Source organism: Streptomyces sp. NPDC041068 (assembly GCF_040647455.1).
GTDB lineage: Bacteria > Actinomycetota > Actinomycetes > Streptomycetales > Streptomycetaceae > Streptomyces.
The window spans coordinates 149051-168084 of the sequence record NZ_JBEZCG010000016.1; the positions used below are offsets into that span (position 1 = coordinate 149051).

Here is a 19034-nt window from a genome sequence, read left to right on the forward strand (position 1 = left end):
GAGCAGGAGGTGCGGATCATGGCTGAGTCGGCGGCGACGCGGCGCAGCAGGATCACGCCCGAGCGCGAGGCCGAGCTGTACGAGGCCGTGCTCGACCTGCTCCGCGAGGTCGGTTACGACGCCCTGACCATGGACGCCGTCGCCACCCGCACGCGGTCCAGCAAGGCCACCCTCTACCGCCAGTGGGGGAGCAAGCCGGAGCTGATCGCCAGGGCGTTGCGGCACAACAAGCCGGCCTCCCTGGCGGACATCGACACCGGGTCGCTGCGCGGCGACCTGTACGAGATGGTGGCCCGCTCGGACGACTGCCAGATGGAGAAGGACGCCGCGCTGATGCGGGGTCTGTTCCATGCGATCCACGACAACCCCGAACTCCACCAGGCGCTGCGGAACCTGCTCATCGAGCCGGAGCTCACCGGTCTGAACGATCTGATGCGCAGGGCGGTGGAGCGCGGCGAAGTGGCCGCGGACAACCCGGCGTTGCGGTACGTCGTCCACATGATGGTCGGCGGTTTCGCCGCCCGGGACCTCATCGAGGACCGCCCGGTCGACCGCGAGTTCCTCGCCTCGTACATCGATGCCGTGATCCTCCCCGCCCTCGGCGTCTGAATCCCCGTAATCGCCGTAGTCCCCGTACCCCTCACAACCCCCGTACCCCTCACAACCCCCGTACCTGACGCGACCGCTCACGTCGTCGGGCTGACAACCCCTGCCCTGCAGACACCCCGTGCTGCAGTCACCACGACCTGACCGGGAGTACGCCTCCGTGGCCACTTTCCTCTACAAACTCGGCAAACTCGCCTTCCGGCGACGGCACTTCGTCGCCCTGATCTGGGTGGCGCTCCTGACGCTCGCCGGGGTCGGCGCGGCGTCGGCGCCCACCGCCGCGTCCAGTTCCTTCTCGATTCCCGGCACGGAGGCGCAGAAGGCCTTCGACCTCCTTGAGAAGCGGGCCCCCGAGGCCAGCGCCGACGGGGCCAGCGCCCGCGTCGTCTTCAAGGCCCCCGACGGGGAGAAGGTGACGGACCCGGCCAACAAGGCGAAGATCGACAAGACCGTCGCCGCCCTCAAGTCCGGCTCGGAGCACGTGGCCCGTGCGGACAGCCCGTTCCAGGCCAAGACGGTCAGCAAGGACGGATCCACGGCGTACGCCGCGGTGTCGTACAAGGTCACCGCGATGGAGCTGACCGACGACGACCGCGATGCGCTGGAGAAGACCACCGACAAGGCGCGGGAGTCCGGGCTCACGGTCGAGGTCGGCGGCGACGCGCTGACGGCCATGCCGGAGACCGGGGCCACCGAGATCATCGGCATCGCGGTCGCCGCGGTCGTCCTCGTCATCACCTTCGGCTCGCTGGTCGCGGCGGGTCTGCCGCTGATCACCGCGCTGATCGGCGTCGGCATCGGCGTCTCGTCCATCACCGCGCTGGCCGACGCGCTGGACCTCGGCACCACCACGTCGACGCTGGCCATGATGATCGGCCTCGCGGTCGGCATCGATTACGCGCTCTTCATCGTCTCGCGCTACCGCGGTGAACTCGCCGAGGGGCGGGACCGCGAGGAGGCGGCGGGCCGGGCCGTCGGCACCGCGGGTTCGGCGGTCGTCTTCGCCGGACTCACCGTGGTCATCGCGCTGGTCGGCCTCGCCGTGGTCAACATCCCGATGCTCACCAAGATGGGCTTCGCGGCGGCCGGTACGGTCGTCATCGCCGTCCTGATCGCGCTCACGCTCATCCCGGCGCTGCTGGGGTACGCGGGCAAGCGGGTGCTGCCCATGGGCGAGAAGAGCAGGCTGTTCGGCGGGGGCAGGAAGAAGGCGGGTGCCGCTGACGCCGCCGGCGCCGAGAAGCAGAACATGGGTACGCGTTGGGCCCGCTTCGTGGTCCGGCGTCCGGTCGCCGTGCTGCTCGTCGGCATCGTGGGGCTCGGCGCGGCGGCGCTCCCGGTCTCCAAGCTGGAGCTCGGCCTGCCGGACGACGGCGCGCAGCCGACGTCCACGACGCAGCGCAAGGCGTACGACCTGGTCTCGGAGGGCTTCGGGCCCGGGTTCAACGGTCCGCTGATGGTGGTCGGTGACCTGGAGGGCGCCGATGACCCGAAGGCCGCGGCGCAGAAGATCACCAAGACGATCTCGGGCCTGGACGACGTCCTGACGGTCGCCCCGCCGATGCTCAACAAGGCGGGCGACACCGCGATCATCAGCGTCGTGCCGTCCTCGAAGCCGAGCGGCATCGAGACGGAGGACCTGGTCCACTCGATCCGTGACGCGGGTGGGCGGATCACGTCGGACTCCGGCGCGGAGATCATGGTCACCGGCACCACGGCCATGAACATCGACGTCTCGCAGAAGCTGAACGACGCCCTGCTGCCCTATCTGGCGCTGGTCGTGGGCCTGGCCTTCCTGCTCCTGATCGTCGTCTTCCGCTCGATCCTGGTTCCGCTCAAGGCGGCGCTCGGCTTCCTGCTCTCGGTCCTCGCGGCCCTCGGCGCGGTCGTCGCGGTCTTCCAGTGGGGCTGGCTCGGCTCGCTCTTCGGCGTCGAGCAGACCGGCCCGATCATGTCGATGATGCCGATCTTCATGGTGGGTGTGGTCTTCGGCCTCGCGATGGATTACGAGGTCTTCCTGGTGACGCGCATGCGTGAGGCGTACGTCCACGGGGAGCGGCCCGGCCAGGCGGTCGTGACCGGCTTCCGGCACGGGGCCCGGGTGGTCTCGGCGGCGGCGGTCATCATGATCGCGGTCTTCGCGGGCTTCATCGGCTCGTCGGAGCAGATGGTGAAGATGATCGGCTTCGGGCTCGCGATCGCGGTGTTCTTCGACGCGTTCGTGGTGCGCATGGCGCTGGTGCCCGCGGTGCTCGCGCTGTTGGGCAGGAAGGCGTGGTGGCTGCCGAGGTGGCTGGACCGTGCGCTGCCGAACGTGGATGTGGAGGGCGAGGGTCTGCGCTCCGCGGAGGAGAAGGCGGCGGACCGGGATCAGGATCCTGATGGGGATCGGGAGCTGGCGCGGGTCTGAGTGAGCCGGTTGCCCCAGGGCGGGGGCGGCGAGGAGGAGCGCAGCAGCGCACACCTCTTCGCCGCCCCCGTCGGCTTGGCGGCCGCGTTTTGGCAGTGACCGGTTTCTGATTGGCAGTGACCGGTTTCCGAAGCGGGGCCGGGGTGGTCTCGGCGGCGGCGGTCATCATGATCGCGGTCTTCGCGGTGGGGGTCCGGGGGCTTCCCCCGGGAAGACACAGCATCGGCTCGTCGGAGCAGATGGTGAAGATGATCGGCTTCGGGCTCGCGATCGCGGTGTTCTTCGACGCGTTCGTGGTGCGCATGGCGCTGGTGCCCGCGGTGCTCGCGCTGTTGGGCAGGAAGGCGTGGTGGCTGCCGAGGTGGCTGGACCGTGCGCTGCCGAACGTGGATGTGGAGGGCGAGGGTCTGCGCTCCGCGGAGGAGAAGGCGGCGGACCGCGACCAGGGCCAGGGCCAGGATCCTGATGGGGATCGGGAGCCGGCGCGGGTGTGACCCGGCCCGTGGCCGTCAGTGAGTGATCGGGGTGACGGTGGCGTAGGTGCGGCGCAGGAAGCGGATCAAAGCTGACGCGTCGAACTGGACCACCGTCACCCCGTCCTGTTCGTGGAACTCCACCACCGTCTGGACCCGGCCGCACGGCCAGACGTGTACGTCGCCCGCGGCCGCGGGGGCCCTCATTCCCTTTTCCAGGAGCTGGCGGGCGAACACCCGGTCGTGGGAACCAGGGAGGCCGATCCGCACCGCGTGCGGGTCGGCCTCCGGGTCGTAGTGCAGGACGACGGGGACGGCGCGATGGCCCTCGGAGGAGTCCGTGACGAGGTGGGCGCGTGCGTACTGCTCGACTGCGGACATCGCTGAACTCCTCATCCGTGCGGGCACTCCACTCCCCAATGTCCCATATGTCATGGAATTCGCCCCGAGTGGGCTTTGCTTTATCGGAACCGAAGCGCTCTTGCAAGTGATTTGCAACAAGCCACATCATTGAACCGTTCACATCGAACGGTTCACGAGCGATCTGCCCTGCCCAGGGGCGCCTGCCCAGGAGTGCGCGCATGCATGTCCCCGACGGATTCATCAACGCACCCGTCTCCGCCGCCGCCGGGCTCGTCGCGGCGGGCGCCGTCGCCGTCAGCCTCAGGGGCGCACGGCGTGAACAGGGGGGCACCTCGCGCTCGAGCGCGGCCGAGATCGGGGGAGAGCGCACCGCCCCGCTCGCCGGCCTCGTCGCGGCCTTCATCTTCGCCGTGCAGATGCTGAACTTCCCCGTCGCGGCGGGAACCAGCGGGCATCTCCTGGGCGGCGCGCTCGCCGCGATACTCGTCGGCCCCTGCACCGGCGTCCTCTGTGTCTCCGTCGTCCTGCTCATGCAGGGCGTCCTCTTCGCGGACGGCGGCCTGACCGCGCTGGGCGTGAACATCTCCGACATGGCGATCGTCACGACCGTCGTCGCGTACCTCGTCTTCCGAGGCCTGGTGAAGGTGCTCCCCAAGAAGCGCCGCTCCATCACCGTCGCCTCCTTCGTCGCGGCTCTGCTCTCCGTGCCCGCCGCCGCGGTCGCCTTCACGCTCATCTACGCCATCGGTGGCACGACCGACGTATCCATCGGCAAGGTCGCCACCGCCATGGTCGGCGTCCACGTCCTCATCGGCATCGGCGAGGCCGTCATCACCGCGCTCACCGTGGGTGCCGTCATCGCCGTACGGCCCGATCTCGTGTACGGAGCGCGCGGACTGACCCGGCCGCTGAAGCTCCGCGTCGGCGGAGAGCTGGTGGACGCGCCCGCCGCCGAGCCGGTGGCCGTCGCCGCACGGTCCACGCGCAAGGTGTGGATCGCCGGCATCGTCACCTCCCTCGTCCTCGCCGGATTCGTCTCCTTCTACGCCTCCGCGAACCCCGACGGCCTGGAGAAGGTCGCCCGCGACAAGGGCATCGACAAGAAGGAGGAAGAGCACGCCAACGCGGACTCCCCGCTCGCCGACTACGGCGTCAAGGACATCACCGACGCACGCCTGTCCGGCGGCCTCGCGGGCGTGATCGGCGTGGGCGTCACGGTCGTCGCGGGCAGCGCCGTCTTCTGGGCGCTGCGGCGTCGGCGTACGAACGACGCGTCCCCCGCTGCCGTACCGGAAACCGAGAAGGCCTGACGTGGGCGCGGGCCACGCCCACCGGCTCTACCGGCACGGCCGCTCGCCGGTGCACGTCCTGCCGCCGCACACCAAGCTCGCCGCCGTCTTCTGCTTCGTCGTCGTGGTCGTCTCCACGCCGCGCGAGGCGATGTGGGCCTTCGGGCTCTACGCCGTGCTGCTGGCCGCGGTCGCGTACGCCGCCCGCGTCCCCGCGGGCTTCCTGCTGAAGCGGCTCCTCATCGAGATCCCGTTCGTGGCGTTCGCCGTGCTGATGCCGTTCGTCGCCGAGGGCGAGCGCATCGACGTACTCAGCATGTCCCTGAGCGTGAACGGGCTCTGGGCTGCCTGGAACGTCCTGGCCAAGGGCACGCTCGGCGTCGCGGCATCCGTGCTGCTGGCCTCCACCACGGAGCTGCGCGAACTGCTCCTGGGACTCCAGCGGTTGAAGCTGCCGCCGCTGCTCGTCCAGATCGCCTCGTTCATGATCCGCTACGGCGACGTCATCACGGACGAGATGCGCCGCATGAAGATCGCCAGGGAGTCGCGCGGCTTCGAGGCACGGGGTGTGCGGCAGTGGGGCGTCCTCGCCAAGTCCGCGGGCGCGCTCTTCATCCGCTCGTACGAAAGGGGGGAGCGGGTGCATCTGGCCATGGTCAGCCGTGGCTACGCCGGGTCGATGCCGGTCATCGACGAGGTGACGGCCTCGCGGGCCCAGTGGACGTACGCGCTCGCCCTGCCGATGACCGCGCTGGTCGTATGCCTGTTGGGATGGACCCTGTGACTACCGCTTCCCCTGACGCTGTGAACACCGCTTCCCTTGAGGTCTCGGGTCTCGCCTTCGCCTACCCCGACGGCCACCAGGCCCTGTTCGGCGTCGACTTCCGCATCGGGCGCGGCGAGCGCGTGGCGCTGCTCGGACCGAACGGCGCGGGCAAGACGACCCTCGTCCTGCATCTGAACGGCATCCTGACCGGCGGCGCGGGCAGCGTGAGCGTGGCCGGGCTTCCCGTCGGCAAGAAGCACATGGCGGAGATCAGGCGCCGGGTCGGCATCGTCTTCCAGGACCCCGACGACCAGCTGTTCATGCCGACGGTGCGCGAGGACGTGGCCTTCGGGCCCGCGGCGGCCGGGATGCGGGGGCCGGAGCTGGAGACCCGCGTGACGAAGGCGCTGGGGCAGGTCGGCATGGCCGAGTTCGCGGACCGGCCGCCGCACCACCTCTCCTTCGGGCAGCGGCGCAGGGTCGCGGTCGCGACGGTGCTCGCGATGGAGCCGGAGATCCTGGTCCTCGACGAGCCGTCCTCCAACCTCGACCCGGCGTCGCGGCGCGAACTGGCCGACATCCTGCGGTCGTTGGACGTGACGGTCCTCATGGTCACGCACGACCTGCCGTACGCGATGGAGCTCTGCCCGCGGGCCTTGATCCTCAGCGAGGGCGTCATCGTGGCGGACGGGGCGACGGGGGAGCTGCTCGCCGACGAGCAGCTGATGGGCGCGCACCGTCTGGAGCTGCCCTTCGGCTTCGATCCGAAGACGGTGAAGGCAGGAGGCTAGGGAATCGTCGGCGCGGGGTCGCTGTTGCCCTTGTCATGGACGAGGTCATAGGTGGCACGGCTGGCAGGGCTGGTAGGACTGGCATGGGTGTCACGGGTGTCACGGGTGTCATAGGTGGCACGGCTGGCACGGGTGAGGTGCACGGCACGGTGGCCGTCGGCTACGAGCCGGTGCGGGACGCCTTCGTACGCAATTTCAGTGAGCGCGGGGAGCGGGGCGCGGCGGTGGCCGTGTACCGCGACGGGCACAAGGTCGTGGACCTGTGGGGCGGCACGAAGGACGTCGACGGGGACCTCGCCGGGGGTGACGCCCCCTGGATGCCCGGCACCGCGCAGATCGTCCGCTCGGCGACCAAGGGTGTGGCGGCGGCCGCGCTGCTCCTGCTCCACCAGCGCGGGGAGCTCGACCTGGACGCGCCGGTCGGTTCGTACTGGCCGGAGTTCAAGGCGCGGGGCAAGGAGGGGGTCCTGGTGCGGGACGTGCTCGCGCACCGGGCGGGTGTCCCCGCCCTTGACCGTCCGCTGACGCCCGCGGAGGCGCTGGACCCGGGCCTCGGTGCGGCGGTGGTCGCGGCGCAGGGGCCGTTCTGGGAGCCGGGCCAGGAACACGGCTACCACGCGCAGACGTACAGCTGGCTCACCGGTGAGCTGGTGCGGCGCGTGACGGGCAGGGCCGTGGGGGAGTGGATCGCACAGGAGATCGCGGAGCCGCTGGGGCTCGACCTGTGGGTCGGGGTGCCGGAGGCGGATGCGGCGCGGGCCGGACGGGTGGGCCGCATCGAGCCGCCGGCCGCGGCGGGCGGCCTGAGGCTGCGGCCGAAGCGGAACGTGGCCGAGGCCTACGCCGACCCCGACTCCCTGACCCGCCGGGCCTTCGGGGCGATCGACCCTCTGCCCGACGAGAACGACCCGGCGTACCGGGCGGCCGCGCTGCCCGCGTCCAACGGCATCGCCACGGCGGACGGTCTGGCCCGTTTCTACGCCGCGCTGATCGGCGAAGTGGACGGCGGGCGGCGGCTGCTCACCCCGGAGACCGTGGAGCTGGCCCGGGGCGAGGCGTCGGCGGGCCCCGACCGTGTCCTGATCGTGAACACCCGCTTCGGCCTCGGCTACATGCTGCACGGCCCGGCCTCGCCGCTCCTGGCCCCGGGTTCCTTCGGCCACCCGGGCCGCGGCGGCGCCCTGGGCTTCGCGGACCCGGAGTCGTCCCTGTCCTTCGGCTACGTCACGAACGGCATGAACAAGGGGGTCACGGCGGACCCACGGGCGCAGGCGTTGGTGGGGGCGGTGAGGGAGACGTTGTAGGGGGACGGGCCCGTTGGGGGTGCCGTCGGGAGCATGACTTCGCCTCGGCTTCGCCCGTCCTCACCGCACCCCCACGCACCTGGCCCCGCCTCGTCCCCGCCCACCCTGGGGTGGAGGGCACGACCGGCCGATGCCGCTAGGCCGACGCGTCCGCCCGCTCCGCGAGCCCCCGCGGCTCCGGCGACGCGGAACGCCCTGCTATCAGAACGAGTTCGCGGATGACAGCCCGCGCCGCCATGTGGCCGCGCACCACGTCAGGAGCGATCTCTTCCGCACACAGCAAACATTCGAGCGCATCGCCGAACTGCCGCCTCTGGGCATGCGCGCGACCCGTGTCCATGAGCAGAACCCGTGTCCATGAGCAGACGGGCCTGCCTCTCGACGGACAGCCCACGGGCATCCAACCCGCTCGCGATGCCGCTCCCTCCCGGTGAGCGGCCGCACCGGAAGCAACAACGCATTCGCCGCCGAGTGCTGCGGCTCGCGACGTATGCGATCGACACCGGGCCTCGCCTCATCCGCGGAGTGGAGGTGGGTGCGCGATGACCGCAGAGGGAGGCCTTCTTCGGGTCGCCCGGCTCCTCCCGTGGGTCGGCCCCGACGGCAAGCCCTGCTACCTCATCACGGACACCGAGGGCGGATATCTCTTCCGCCTCGCGGACAATGTCGAGTCCATCCAGCGCGGCATGGCCGAACAACTACTCGGCCATCCCGAGGAATTGCTCGACGACCCCAGAGCGGAAGTTCAGGAGCTCCGCTATCTGACGACCTGCCTGTCCGTGGCTCTCCGTGACGTCCACCGCGTCGCGGAGAGCCGAGGCACGCGGCTGCCGCCGAGTCCAGACGGGCAACTGGGCTGACCCGCACTTCTCCAGCGTCCTCGCGCCTCGGCCATCGCCGGAGCGTGAGGGCGCCGCATGATGCCGGGCCGCGCACGGGTGGTGGGGGTGGTGGGTGGGGCAGGGCGTACGCATGTCGGCCCCGGGGTCGGCGCGCGGCTGTGGGGTGAGTCGGGAGCTGGGCGTTGGTGAAGCCGGGGCGGGGGTTGGCGGGTGGGGACGAGGCGTGGAGTCGTACGCGTGGGGACGAGTCGGGGCCGGGCGAAGTCGATGCGGGGCTGAAGTGGCCCGGCGCTCGGCACGGTTCCTTGCCTCATGTCGTCCTGACCCGGCCGTGGTACGCCTCCGCCTGCCACGTCGCGTAGGACTGGGGCCTGCCACGCGCCAGCGTTCTCGTGGCCGCGGCGACCGTGATGTTGCGGTCGGCCGAGAGGGCGTAGAGGAACAGGATCCGGGAGTGGGCCACGTCGAGTTGCTCGTGGTAGTACCAGTCGGCCACCACGCGGTGGTCGTTGGCGAGGAACGGGTTCTGGAGGTATCTCTGCACCTCCGGCGGGAAGTTGCCCAGGATTCCCTGCGCCTCGTCCGGGAGGTTCAAGGGGGTCGGGACGAGTCCCGTTCCGGGGGCGGGGATGGGGGTGGTCGGGGTCGTGGTTGCGGCCGGGGGCGTGGTGTTCCGGCCTCGGCGGCCGAACACGCGCGCCACCGCCGAGCCGCCGCCCCGCTCCGCCGGGCCATCTCCCCGCTCCGCCGCGCGCGGTGCCTCGAAGCGGCGGTGTCTCAGGCTGCCGGGCTCCAAGGGGAGGCGGTCGATGCGGTAGACCCTTGTGCCGTCCTCGACCAGGGGCGTTGCCGTGCACAGGCCCAGTTCGCCGAAGACGATGACCTTGGGTCTGGTGTCGCCCTCCAGCCGCGCCCACCACTGAAGGACACGGCCCGCCTTCGCCGCGAGGCGTGAGCGCACGTTCTCGCCGAGCATGTCCCAGCACTGCTGCCGGTCGGGCGCGGCCGGATCGACGGGGAAGCCGCCGGGCTCCTGCAGCTGCGCCACGGGGTCACCGGTGATGTTCCTCGGGCGGTGTTCCCCGCCCGGAACTCGTTTCCCGTCCGGCGCATCCGGAAGTCGTTCCCCAGTCACGACAACCGCCCCCTCAGCCGATCCAACTGCCCCGAGCAAGAACTGGGCGATCCATGGAATCACCGGTCGCCCGCGCGTGTCAGGGGTTCGGCCGCGCGGACGCCTTCTCGACCCGGCGCAGGACGAGCAGGCCGCCGATGCCCGGGACCAGGGCGCGCCACCTCGTGCCCGTCGAAGGCGTCGAAGCCGTCGAGGCCGTCGAGGCCGTCGAGGCCGTCGAAGTCGTCGAAGTCGTCGAAGCCGTCGCCGGGAGCATCCACGTGGCCGCGATGACGACGAGGTACGCGGTGCCGTGCAAGGGGCCGAGCAGGGACGAGAGCGGCTTCGCGTGGACGGTGAGGAGGTTGAGCAGGAGGAGGACCAGGGAGGCGGCTTCCACTCCCGCTCCGATGCGGAGCACGCGCACGGCGCTCACGCTCCCGTCGTGGAGCCGGGGCGGACGATCATGAGGACCGTCACCGTCGCCCACAGGACGTTGAAGATGCCGGTCAGCATGTGCAGACGGGCCACAGCGGGGCGCGCCGCCTCGGCGGCGGACTTCCCGCCGTCCACCGGGGTCCCGCCGGTCCCGTCCACCGGGGTCCCGCCGGTCCCGTCCACCGGGGTCCCGCCGGTCCCGTCCACCGGGGTCCCGCCGGTCCCGTCCACCGGGGTCCCGCCGGTCCCGTCCACCCGGGTCCCGCCGGTCCCGTCCGCCAGCTCCAGCAACCCCCGCTGACCCGGCAGGATGGCCGCCGCGAGGAGCACCGCCGCGATCGTCGTCAGGAGCAGCGAGGCGACCAGCCAGGCGTCGGTGAGGACGCCGAGCTGCGCGCCCGTGGCGATGCCGAACACCGGCACCGCGAGCCCGGCGAGGGCGTAGCCGCGGCAGATCCGGTGCAGGAGCGCGGCGATGTCGGCGGCCCGGCCACCCCGCGGCTCCGCGTCACCGGCCTGTGCCTTCTCGCCCTCCACGGACCCCTCACCCCCCAACGCCCGCTGCGCATACCGCGGAAACATCGACGCGGCCACGGTGATCGACCCCACGGCCAGGATCGCCACGAGGACATGTACGGACAGCAGCAGCTTGGTCACTGCAAGGCCTCCAGAACGTGCTTGCGTTGGCAGCCAACGTAAATAAGTTGGCTGCCAATACATACACTGCCTACGCCTCCTTTGGGTAGGCTGCCTATCCATGAAGGTGGATGCGGTGCGAGGGCACCTGGACGGATTGCTGCTGGCCGTGCTGGAGCAGGGGCCGCTGCACGGGTACGCGATCATCGTCGCGGTGCAGCGCCGCAGCGGAGGCGCGCTCGAACTGCGGACGGGCACGATCTATCCCGCCCTGAACCGGCTCGAACGTCTTGGCCTGCTGAGCAGCAGCTGGCAGGAGGCCGCAGGCGAACGCCGCCGCCGCTGCTACGAACTCACGGACGCGGGCCGCGCCACCCTCGCCGGGGAGCGGGCGGCCTGGAGCGAGTTCACCGCGGCGATCGGCTCGGTCCTGAACCCCGGCGCGCAGCCCGGACTCGCCACGTGAACGGCACCGCCGGTCGCCTCGTCGAGGAGCACGTGGACGCCCTGGCCGGCGCCCTGCACGGCCCGGCCCGCGCCAAGGCCCGGCTGATCGAGGAGATGCGGGACGGCCTCGCGGACATGGCCGACGCCCACGCCGACGAGGGCATGACCCGGGAGGACGCCGCCCGTAGGGCCGTACGGGAGTTCGGGACCGTCGACGAGATCGCCCCCGGCTGTCAGCGCGAGCTGACCGTCGCGCAGGCCCGGCACACCGCACGGACCGTCGCGCTCACCGCGCCCTTCCTGGTCGCCTGCTGGTATCTGGCCCGCACGGGAGGTGACGGCCAGGGGCGGCAACTGCCGGACACCGCGCAGCTGTTGGCAGTCCACCTGGCCTTCGTCGCGACCGTCGCCGCGCTGCTCGCCGCGGCGACCCTCGCCGTCACCGGCACCCTCGCGCGGTGGCTGCCGATGCCGCGCAGGCTGCCGCTCGTGGTCGCCTGGTCCGGCACCACCGCGAGCGTGGCCATGGCCGTCGCGACGCTCGCGCTCGCCACCGCCGCGGGCCTGGCCACGAACTGGCCCCTGCTCGCCTGCGCCGGAGTGCTGGCCGCCGCCTCGCACGCCGTGGTGGCGGCCTCGGCCCGCGCATGCCGCCGCTGCGCCCGACTGCCGCTCGGGCAACCGGCCGTGACCTGAGTGGAGTTACCCGGAGAGCACAGTCACCCCGCGTGCAGCATCAACCCGATCCCCGCCACCATCAACCCCGCGGCGACAAGCCGCGGCGCCCCGAACCGCTCCTTGAAGAAGACCGCCCCGATCGCCGCGCCGACGATGATCGAGGACTCCCGCAGCGCGGAGATCGGCGCCAGGTCCGCCTTCGTCTGGGCCCACAGGACCAGGCCGTACGCCGAGACGGAGAGCGCCGCGCCGAACAGGCCCACGACCGCGAACGGCCTCAGCTTCGGGACCAGTTCGCCCCGCCAGCGGTAGGCCGCGTACACCGGGACGGCGACGCCCTCCAGGATCATCAGCCACGCGATGTACCCCATCGAGGAACCGGAGGCCCGCACCCCGAGGCCGTCCACCACCGTGTACGCCGCGATGGAGACGCCCGTCGCGAGCGCCGCGCCGATCGCCGCCCAGTCGGGGCGGCGCCCCGATCCTCGTATGCCCCACAGGGCGAGCCCGGTCAGGCCCGCGCACGACACCGCGACGCCCGCCGCCTGCCAGCCGTCGGGGATCTCGCCGGCGAAGACGGCGGCGAGGACGGTGACCACCAGGGGCGCGGTGCCGCGCGCGATGGGGTACGCCTGGCCGAAGTCACCCAGCTTGAACGACCGCATCAGCAGGGCGTAGTAGGCGACGTGCAGGAGCGCGGAGAGGATCAGGTAGGGCCAGGCACCGGCCGCCGGGACCGCGACGAAGGGGGCGAGGAGCAGGCCGATCAGCGTGCCGCCGCCGGAGATGAGCGTGAAGCCGACCAGCTTGTCCGTGATGTGGTGGGCTATCGCGTTCCAACTGGCGTGTGTGACGGCGGCGAGCAGCACCGCCGCCGCGACCAGCGGGGTCACTCGGCGGTCTCACGCACGTCCACCAGCGCGCCGCCCGCGTGGGCGATCAGCGTCTTGGGTGCCATCGGGAAGACCGAGTACGGCGTGCCGGCCGCCGCCCACACCACGTCGTGGTCGAGCAGGGAGCGGTCGGCCAGGACGCGGGTCCTGGTGGCGTGACCGAAGGGCGGTACGCCGCCGATCGCGTACCCGGTGGTCTCCCGGACGATGTCCGCCTTGGCCCGGGTCACCTTCTCCGCGCCCAACTCCCGCCGCACGAGCTCCAGATCGACCCGCGAGGCCCCGTCCATGAGGACCAGAACCGGGACTCCGTCCGCGGCGAAGATCAGCGACTTGCAGATCTGACTGAGCTCACAGCCGATCGCCGCGGCGGCCTCCTGGGCGGTGCGGGTCTGGTCCGGGAAGCGACGGACCCGGGAGACAAGTTCGCCGAGACCCAGTTCCTGCAGGGCCTCGGCGAAGCGGGGGTGGACGGCTGACGATTCGGTAGCGCTCATGCCCGGCACGCTAGCGGTCCGTGTACGAGGCACGCGACCAGGTATCCGCATAGCGGACAGCCGTGCCCGACAGCCGTGTGCGACCGGCGTCTCAGCCCCCGGCCAGCAGACCGGCGTCTCAGCCCCCGGCCAGCAGCATCGCCCGCACCACGGGACCCGCCGAGTCGCCGCCGTGGCCGCCCGCCTGGACGACCCCCGCCGCGGCCAGGTCGCCCCGGTACGCGGTGAACCAGCCGTTCGGCTTCTTCTGGCCGTCGACCTCCGCGGAGCCGGTCTTCGCGCCCATGTCGGAGCCGAGGCCCGACATCGGCTTGACCGCCGTACCCGCGACCGCGGTGTAGTGCATCAGGTCACGCAGCGCCGCCGCCGTCGCGCCGGACATCTTGCGCGACGCCGTCGCAAGCGTGCGGTCGTCGACGTCGGGCGAGACCAGGTAGGGCTGCTTGAACGTGCCCGACTTCACCGTCGCCGAGACCGACGCCATGTTCAGCGGGTTCATCCGCACCCCGCCCTGCCCGATCAGCGAGGCCGCCATCTGCGCGTCGCTCTGCACCGGGATCGCGCCGTCGAAGGACGGCACGCCGATCGACCAGTTGTCGCGGCCGAGCCCGAAGACCTCCTGGGCCTGCTTGGTCAGGGAGTCGTTCTCCAGCTTCGTCGCCTGGCTGATGAAGGCCGTGTTGCAGGAGCGCGCGAAGCTCGCCCGGAACGTGCCGCCCTTGATCTCGAACTTGTCGTCGTTCTGGAACTTCCAGCCGCCGTACGTCTCGTACTTGGGGCAGGGGTGCTTCTTGTCGACCCCGGCGAGCTTCTTCTCCAGGAGCATCGACGACGACACGACCTTCATCGTGGAGCCGGGCGCGAGCGAACCCTGGAAGGCCGTGTTGAAACCGGTGGGGTTGGAGTTGGCCGCGGCCAGGATCTCGCCGGTGCTCGGTTTGATCACGACGACGGACGCCCGCTGCCGCTTGGCCGTCTCGCGCTCGGCCGCCGACTGCAGCTTCCCGCTGAAGGTGGTCCTCAACGTCCCCGGGGTGCCGGGGGAGAGGGTCACCAGCGTCTTGTCGGGCGTCGACTTCGCGTCGTCCTTCTTCTTCGCGGCCGCCCCCGAAGCGGACTTCTTCTCGTTGTCCGCCCGCACCACGCGCAGCTCGACGCCCGCCTTGCCGCCCGCCTTCTTGCCGTACTTCTCGCGCAGCCCGTCCAACACCGTGCCCAGCGAGGGGTACTTCGCCGCGGTCAGCGCGGCGCCGTCCCGGTCCACCGCCTTGATCGGCGGGTCGCCCGCCTCGCCGGTGACCAGGCGGTCGCCTTCCTTCAGCTCCGGATGCAGGACCGAGGGCCGCCAGCCGACCAGCGTCTTTCCGTCGCTCTTCCTGCGCACGACGGTGAGTTCGGACTCGTACGAGAAGGGCTTGCTCTTTCCCTCGTACGAGACCGTGGTCATCGCCTTGAACGGAACCTTGGCGCCCGACCGCTTGCCCGGCATCAGCTCGACCTTCGTGAGCCGCCCGTCCTTGCGGTACGACGTCAGGGCCTTCTTCGCCGCCGCACCGTCGTCGGTGAGCTCGGCCGCCTTGGCCGCGTCGCCCTGCGCCCACGCGTCGAGGAACGCCCGTGAGGTGGCCCGGACTTCGGCGGCCTTCGGCGGGCCCGTGGCCACCTGCTTCTCGTCGACGGTCGCGCCGTCCTCACCGGAACCGGAGCCGGAGAGGGCGAACGCGGCAGCTCCCACACCGCACACGACGACGGCCGCCGCCCCGCCGAGCGCGTACGGATGCACGCGTCCGTTCTTGAAGCCGAGTCTCTTGCGCTCCGTGACGCGCCTTCGCTTGCCCACAAACCCTCCGCAGTTCCCCAGAGCCCCGGGGCTCCTCACCGGAAGGCCACCTTAGAGGCGTAGGGAGAAGCCCTTGACCACTTCGTCGCCCGGCCGGGCGAGCCTTCTGACAGGCCGTTACCCTGCCCGCAGCACCTCGGCCACGATCGGCCCCGCCGCGTCGCCGCCGTGCCCGCCCTGCTGCGACATCGCGGCGGCCGCGACATCGCCCCGGTAGCCGGTGAACCAGCTGTCCGACTTCTCCTGCCCGTCGACCTCGGCCGAACCGGTCTTCGCGCCGATGTCCGCGCCGAGCCCCGCCATGGTGCGCGCCCCGGTGCCGCTGACCGCCGTGCGGTTCATCATCTGGCGCAGCTGCTGGACGGTGGACGCGGACAGGCCGCGCGCGGTGGCCAGTTCGCGGTCGTCCAGGGACTTCGGCACGATCACCGGCTGCCGGAAGGTGCCGGTCATCGCGGTCGCCGTGACCGAGGCCATGCTCAGCGGGCTCATCTGGACCTGGCCCTGGCCGATCGCGTTGGCCGCGCGGTCGGGTCCCGGCGAGGCGGGTACGGAGCCTTCGAAGGAGGGCACGCCGACCTTCCAGTTGCCCTGGCCGAGGCCGAAGTTGTGCTGTGCCTCCTCGGTGAGGGACTCGTCCGTGACGCCGTCCTCGTCGATGAGCTTCACGAACGTCGTGTTGCAGGAGCGCGCGAAGCTCTCCGAGAACGTCGCGGACTCGTTCGGCGTCATGCCCGTCAGGTTCTTGAACGTCTGGCTCTGCCAGGTCGCGGATGCCGGGCACGGCGCGACGGCGCCCGCCTTGGTGACGCCCTTGTCGATGAGCATCGCCGCCGAGAGGATCTTCATCGTCGAGCCGGGGGCCACCTTGCCGAGGAACGCCGCGTTGAACGCGTCCTCACGGTTGTTGGCGACCGCGAGGATCTCGCCGGTGCTCGGCTTCACCGCCACCACGGACGAGTCGTCGTTGCGCAGGACGGCCCGCTCGGCGGCCTTCTGCACGCCCGCGCTGAGCGTCGTGCGCAGCTTGCCGGGCTTGCCCTTGGCGAGGGTGAGCAGCGTGCGGGTGCCCGCGGCCGTGTCCTCGGAGTTCTCGTGCCGGACATACAGCTCCACGCCCGGCGTCCCGCCCGCAGTGTCGCCGTACTTCGCCCGCAGCTGGTCCAGGATCGGGCCGAGCGAGGGGTAGTCCTTCTTGGTCAGGACCGTGCCCGCGCGGTCGACGGCCTGGATGGGCGGCGCCGCGGCCTCGCCCGTCACCAGGGTGTCGCCCTTCTCCAGGGAGGGGTGCACGACGGTGGGGCGCCAGTCGACGAGCGCGCGGCCGGTCGTCCTGCCCCGCACGACGGTGAGTTCGGAGTCGTATGCGAGGGGCTTGCTCCTGCCCTTGTACGACACCGTCGCCGACACGGAGAACGGCACACGGGCGCCGGACGCCTTCTTCGGCGTGAGCTTCACCTTCGTCAGGTGCGCTTCCTCGCGGTAGCCGGCCAGGGCGAGCGAGGCCGCCTCCGCGTTGTCCGTGTACGCGGCGGCCTGCCGGGCGTCGCCGTCGGCCCATGCCGCGAGGAACTTCCGCGCGGTCTCCTCGACCTCGCCGCTCGTGGGCGGTCCCGTCTTCACGGCCGTGGGCCCGTCGCCCGCCGAACCGCCGCCTCCGGTGACGCCGTTCACCAGGTTGTACGCGCCGTATCCGGCGCCCCCCACCATGACGGTGAAGACCCCGCCGACCAATGCGGCCTTTACTCCTTTGCGCATGACGCGCTCCCCTCCCCAGGAGCCTTCCCGAATGCATTCGGGAAGGTTGTTCGCCCAGAACCCTAAGGGGGTGGAGTGACGCGTGGGCCTGCCGTTATCCGAAGGTGTCCGTGGGATGTATTACATCCACGAATCACACCCACGTATCCAGCCACATTCGCGACCGCCAGGAATCGATCGGGATCGCGGTGCCCGTGTGGATCGGCCAGAAGTAGATGAAATTCCAGACGATGAGGAGAACGAGTACGCCCGAACCCGCGGCGCCCACGACACGGCGCCGCTCGCTCGATCCCGGCGGCCCCAGGATCGCGCCGATCATCATCGCGAGGGCGAGACACAGGAACGGGACGAAGACGACCGCGTAGAAGTAGAAGATCGTCCGCTCCTGGTAGAAGAACCAGGGCAGATAGCCCGCCACGACCCCGCACACGACAGCGCCCGCCCGCCAGTCGCGCCGGAACACCCACCGCCACAGGACGTACAGGAGCGCGAAGGCCGCCGCCCACCACAGCATCGGGGTGCCGAGCGCGAGGACCTCGCGGGCGCACTTCTCCGTGGTGCCGGCCGGGCAGCCGTCCTTGCCGGGCAGCGGCGACTCGTAGAAGTACGAGACGGGGCGGCCGTCGACGATCCAGCTCCACGGGTTGGACTGGTAGGTGTGCGGCGATGACAGGCCGACGTGGAACTCGTAGACCGCGTGCTCGTAGTGCCACAGGCTGCGCACCCAGTCCGGCAGCCAGGTCCAGTTGCCGCCCTGCCCGTCGGTCGCCGCCCAGTTGCGGTAGTAGCCGCCGGTGCCGTCCGTCGGCGAGAGGATCCAGCCGAGCCAGGACACCACGTACACGGTGACGGCCACCGGCACCGTCGACACGAACGCCGGGAGCACGTCCCGCTTCAGGACCGCGCGGTAGGGCCGCACCGCCCCGGCCACCCGGCGCGCGCCGACGTCCCAGAAGACGGTCATCAAGCAGAAGAAGACCATGACGTACAGGCCGTTCCACTTGGTCCCGAAGGCGAGGCCCAGGCAGAGACCGGCCGCCCACCGCCACGGCCGCCACCCCAGGCGCACCGTCTCGGCGACGTACGCGTCCGGGCGTACGCGCCCGTCCTCGTCGGTGGGCAGGGCGGCCGCGAGCCGCGCGCGCGCCTTGTCCCGGTCGATCAGGAAGCACCCGAAGGCGGCGAGCACGAAGAACATCAGGACCTGGTCGAGCAGCGCGGTCCTGCTCATCACGAAGTGCAGGCCGTCCACCGTGAGCAGCGCGCCCGCGAGGCACCCCAGGAACGTGGAGCGGAAGAGCCGCCGCCCGATCCGGCACAGCATCAGGACCGACAGCGTGCCGAGCACCGCCGTCATGAACCGCCAGCCGAACGGGTCGAAGCCGAACAGCCACTCGCCGATCCCGATCACGTACTTGCCGATCGGCGGGTGCACCACGTACGCCGCGTCGTGCGGGATCGCGATGTCGCTGCCCTGGCGCAGGACGTCGTCGTTGATCTTCTCCGGCCAGTTGACCTCGAAGCCGCGGTGGATGAGGGCCCAGGCGTCCTTCGCGTAGTACGTCTCGTCGAATATCACGGCCTTGGGACTGCCGAGATTCCAGAACCGGGTGAGACCGGCGACCAGCGCGATCAGCAGTGGACCGACCCAGCCGGACCAGCGCACCACCTGGTCGGCGGCGGGCTTGGACAGACCGAGCGTCATCCACAGACGGGGGCTCGGCTCCGTGTACGGAGGGACGAGGCGTGCCGTGACGTCCTCTCTGGGCCGCGCCACGTAGCCGAATCGGCGCAGCCGCCCCTGCCAGGAGGGCTGCTGCTCCTCGGCCGGCGGGCCCTGGCGGGTGTCCGGGGAAGACGCGGTACTGGTCACCGCGCCATCGTAGGGA

The 19034-nt window shown here is 71.1% G+C and carries 18 protein-coding genes and 1 pseudogene; 10 read left to right on the forward strand and 9 right to left on the reverse strand.

Annotated features, from left to right (window positions below; all coding sequences use genetic code 11):
- Positions 1-18 precede the first annotated feature (18 nt).
- The 3 genes and pseudogenes from AB0B50_RS32800 to AB0B50_RS32810 form a co-directional block, all read left to right on the forward strand.
- On the forward strand, positions 19-609 hold the full coding sequence (locus tag AB0B50_RS32800; protein WP_362339443.1) for a TetR/AcrR family transcriptional regulator: 591 nt from the start codon (positions 19-21) through the stop codon (positions 607-609).
- A 157-nt stretch (positions 610-766) separates the two neighbouring features.
- The gene (locus AB0B50_RS32805; RefSeq protein WP_362339444.1) at positions 767-3016 is read left to right on the forward strand and encodes an MMPL family transporter; all 2250 of its coding nucleotides are present in this window, start codon (positions 767-769) and stop codon (positions 3014-3016) included.
- Between the two features lie 116 nt (positions 3017-3132).
- A pseudogene (locus AB0B50_RS32810) lies at positions 3133-3510 on the forward strand (hypothetical protein); the annotation flags it as partial.
- Between the two features lie 15 nt (positions 3511-3525).
- Here the strand turns inward: AB0B50_RS32810 and AB0B50_RS32815 are convergent.
- Entirely contained in the window at positions 3526-3870 is a 345-nt protein-coding gene (locus tag AB0B50_RS32815) for an SsgA family sporulation/cell division regulator (protein WP_362339445.1), read from the reverse strand.
- Between the two features lie 200 nt (positions 3871-4070).
- Here AB0B50_RS32815 and AB0B50_RS32820 point away from each other — a divergent pair, with 200 nt between their 5' ends.
- From AB0B50_RS32820 to AB0B50_RS32840, 5 genes are all read left to right on the forward strand, one after another.
- Positions 4071-5162: an energy-coupling factor ABC transporter permease gene (locus AB0B50_RS32820; RefSeq protein ID WP_362339446.1), complete on the forward strand. Its 1092-nt coding sequence runs from the start codon at positions 4071-4073 to the stop codon at positions 5160-5162.
- A 1-nt stretch (position 5163) separates the two neighbouring features.
- Positions 5164-5925 carry a cobalt ECF transporter T component CbiQ gene (gene cbiQ, locus AB0B50_RS32825; protein ID WP_362339447.1) on the forward strand — a complete coding sequence of 254 codons (762 nt, stop codon included), beginning with the start codon at positions 5164-5166 and terminating at the stop codon, positions 5923-5925.
- Positions 5913-6698, forward strand: a complete 786-nt coding sequence (locus AB0B50_RS32830; protein ID WP_362339448.1) for an ABC transporter ATP-binding protein — start codon at positions 5913-5915, stop codon at positions 6696-6698. The genes cbiQ and AB0B50_RS32830 overlap by 13 nt, the downstream gene beginning before the upstream one ends.
- 83 nt (positions 6699-6781) lie before the next feature.
- Complete coding sequence (locus AB0B50_RS32835; RefSeq protein ID WP_362339449.1) at positions 6782-8002, forward strand: serine hydrolase domain-containing protein; 1221 nt, start codon at positions 6782-6784, stop codon at positions 8000-8002.
- Between the two features lie 542 nt (positions 8003-8544).
- Positions 8545-8862, forward strand: coding sequence for a hypothetical protein (locus AB0B50_RS32840; protein ID WP_362339450.1), 318 nt, complete (start codon positions 8545-8547; stop codon positions 8860-8862).
- 292 nt (positions 8863-9154) lie between these two features.
- Here AB0B50_RS32840 and AB0B50_RS32845 read toward each other — a convergent pair whose 3' ends face one another.
- From AB0B50_RS32845 to AB0B50_RS32855, 3 genes are all read right to left on the reverse strand, one after another.
- Positions 9155-9892, reverse strand: a complete 738-nt coding sequence (locus AB0B50_RS32845; protein ID WP_362339451.1) for a hypothetical protein — start codon at positions 9890-9892, stop codon at positions 9155-9157.
- A 166-nt stretch (positions 9893-10058) separates the two neighbouring features.
- A complete protein-coding gene (locus AB0B50_RS32850) occupies positions 10059-10394 on the reverse strand; it encodes a hypothetical protein (protein ID WP_362339452.1) in 336 nt (111 codons plus the stop codon).
- Positions 10391-11053 carry a hypothetical protein gene (locus AB0B50_RS32855; protein ID WP_362339453.1) on the reverse strand — a complete coding sequence of 221 codons (663 nt, stop codon included), beginning with the start codon at positions 11051-11053 and terminating at the stop codon, positions 10391-10393. Before AB0B50_RS32855 ends, AB0B50_RS32850 begins: the two co-directional genes overlap by 4 nt.
- 100 nt (positions 11054-11153) lie before the next feature.
- Between AB0B50_RS32855 and AB0B50_RS32860 the strand changes: the two genes are divergently transcribed.
- Both AB0B50_RS32860 and AB0B50_RS32865 read left to right on the forward strand, forming a co-directional pair.
- A complete protein-coding gene (locus AB0B50_RS32860; RefSeq protein WP_362339454.1) occupies positions 11154-11498 on the forward strand; it encodes a PadR family transcriptional regulator in 345 nt (114 codons plus the stop codon).
- On the forward strand, positions 11495-12175 hold the full coding sequence (locus AB0B50_RS32865) for a permease prefix domain 1-containing protein (protein WP_362339455.1): 681 nt from the start codon (positions 11495-11497) through the stop codon (positions 12173-12175). The genes AB0B50_RS32860 and AB0B50_RS32865 overlap by 4 nt, the downstream gene beginning before the upstream one ends.
- A gap of 23 nt (positions 12176-12198) precedes the next feature.
- Here AB0B50_RS32865 and AB0B50_RS32870 read toward each other — a convergent pair whose 3' ends face one another.
- The 5 genes from AB0B50_RS32870 to AB0B50_RS32890 all read right to left on the reverse strand — a co-directional run bounded on the left by AB0B50_RS32870 (position 12199) and on the right by AB0B50_RS32890 (position 19018).
- A complete protein-coding gene (locus AB0B50_RS32870; protein WP_362339456.1) occupies positions 12199-13050 on the reverse strand; it encodes a DMT family transporter in 852 nt (283 codons plus the stop codon).
- Entirely contained in the window at positions 13047-13547 is a 501-nt protein-coding gene (locus tag AB0B50_RS32875; protein WP_362339457.1) for a YbaK/EbsC family protein, read from the reverse strand. The genes AB0B50_RS32870 and AB0B50_RS32875 overlap by 4 nt, the downstream gene beginning before the upstream one ends.
- Before the next feature lie 118 nt (positions 13548-13665).
- Positions 13666-15387, reverse strand: a complete 1722-nt coding sequence (locus tag AB0B50_RS32880) for a penicillin-binding transpeptidase domain-containing protein (RefSeq protein ID WP_362339458.1) — start codon at positions 15385-15387, stop codon at positions 13666-13668.
- Positions 15388-15504: 117 nt separating this feature from the next.
- Complete coding sequence (locus AB0B50_RS32885) at positions 15505-17145, reverse strand: penicillin-binding transpeptidase domain-containing protein (protein WP_362339459.1); 1641 nt, start codon at positions 17143-17145, stop codon at positions 15505-15507.
- A gap of 133 nt (positions 17146-17278) precedes the next feature.
- Positions 17279-19018: a phospholipid carrier-dependent glycosyltransferase gene (locus AB0B50_RS32890; protein ID WP_362339460.1), complete on the reverse strand. Its 1740-nt coding sequence runs from the start codon at positions 19016-19018 to the stop codon at positions 17279-17281.
- Positions 19019-19034 lie beyond the last annotated feature (16 nt).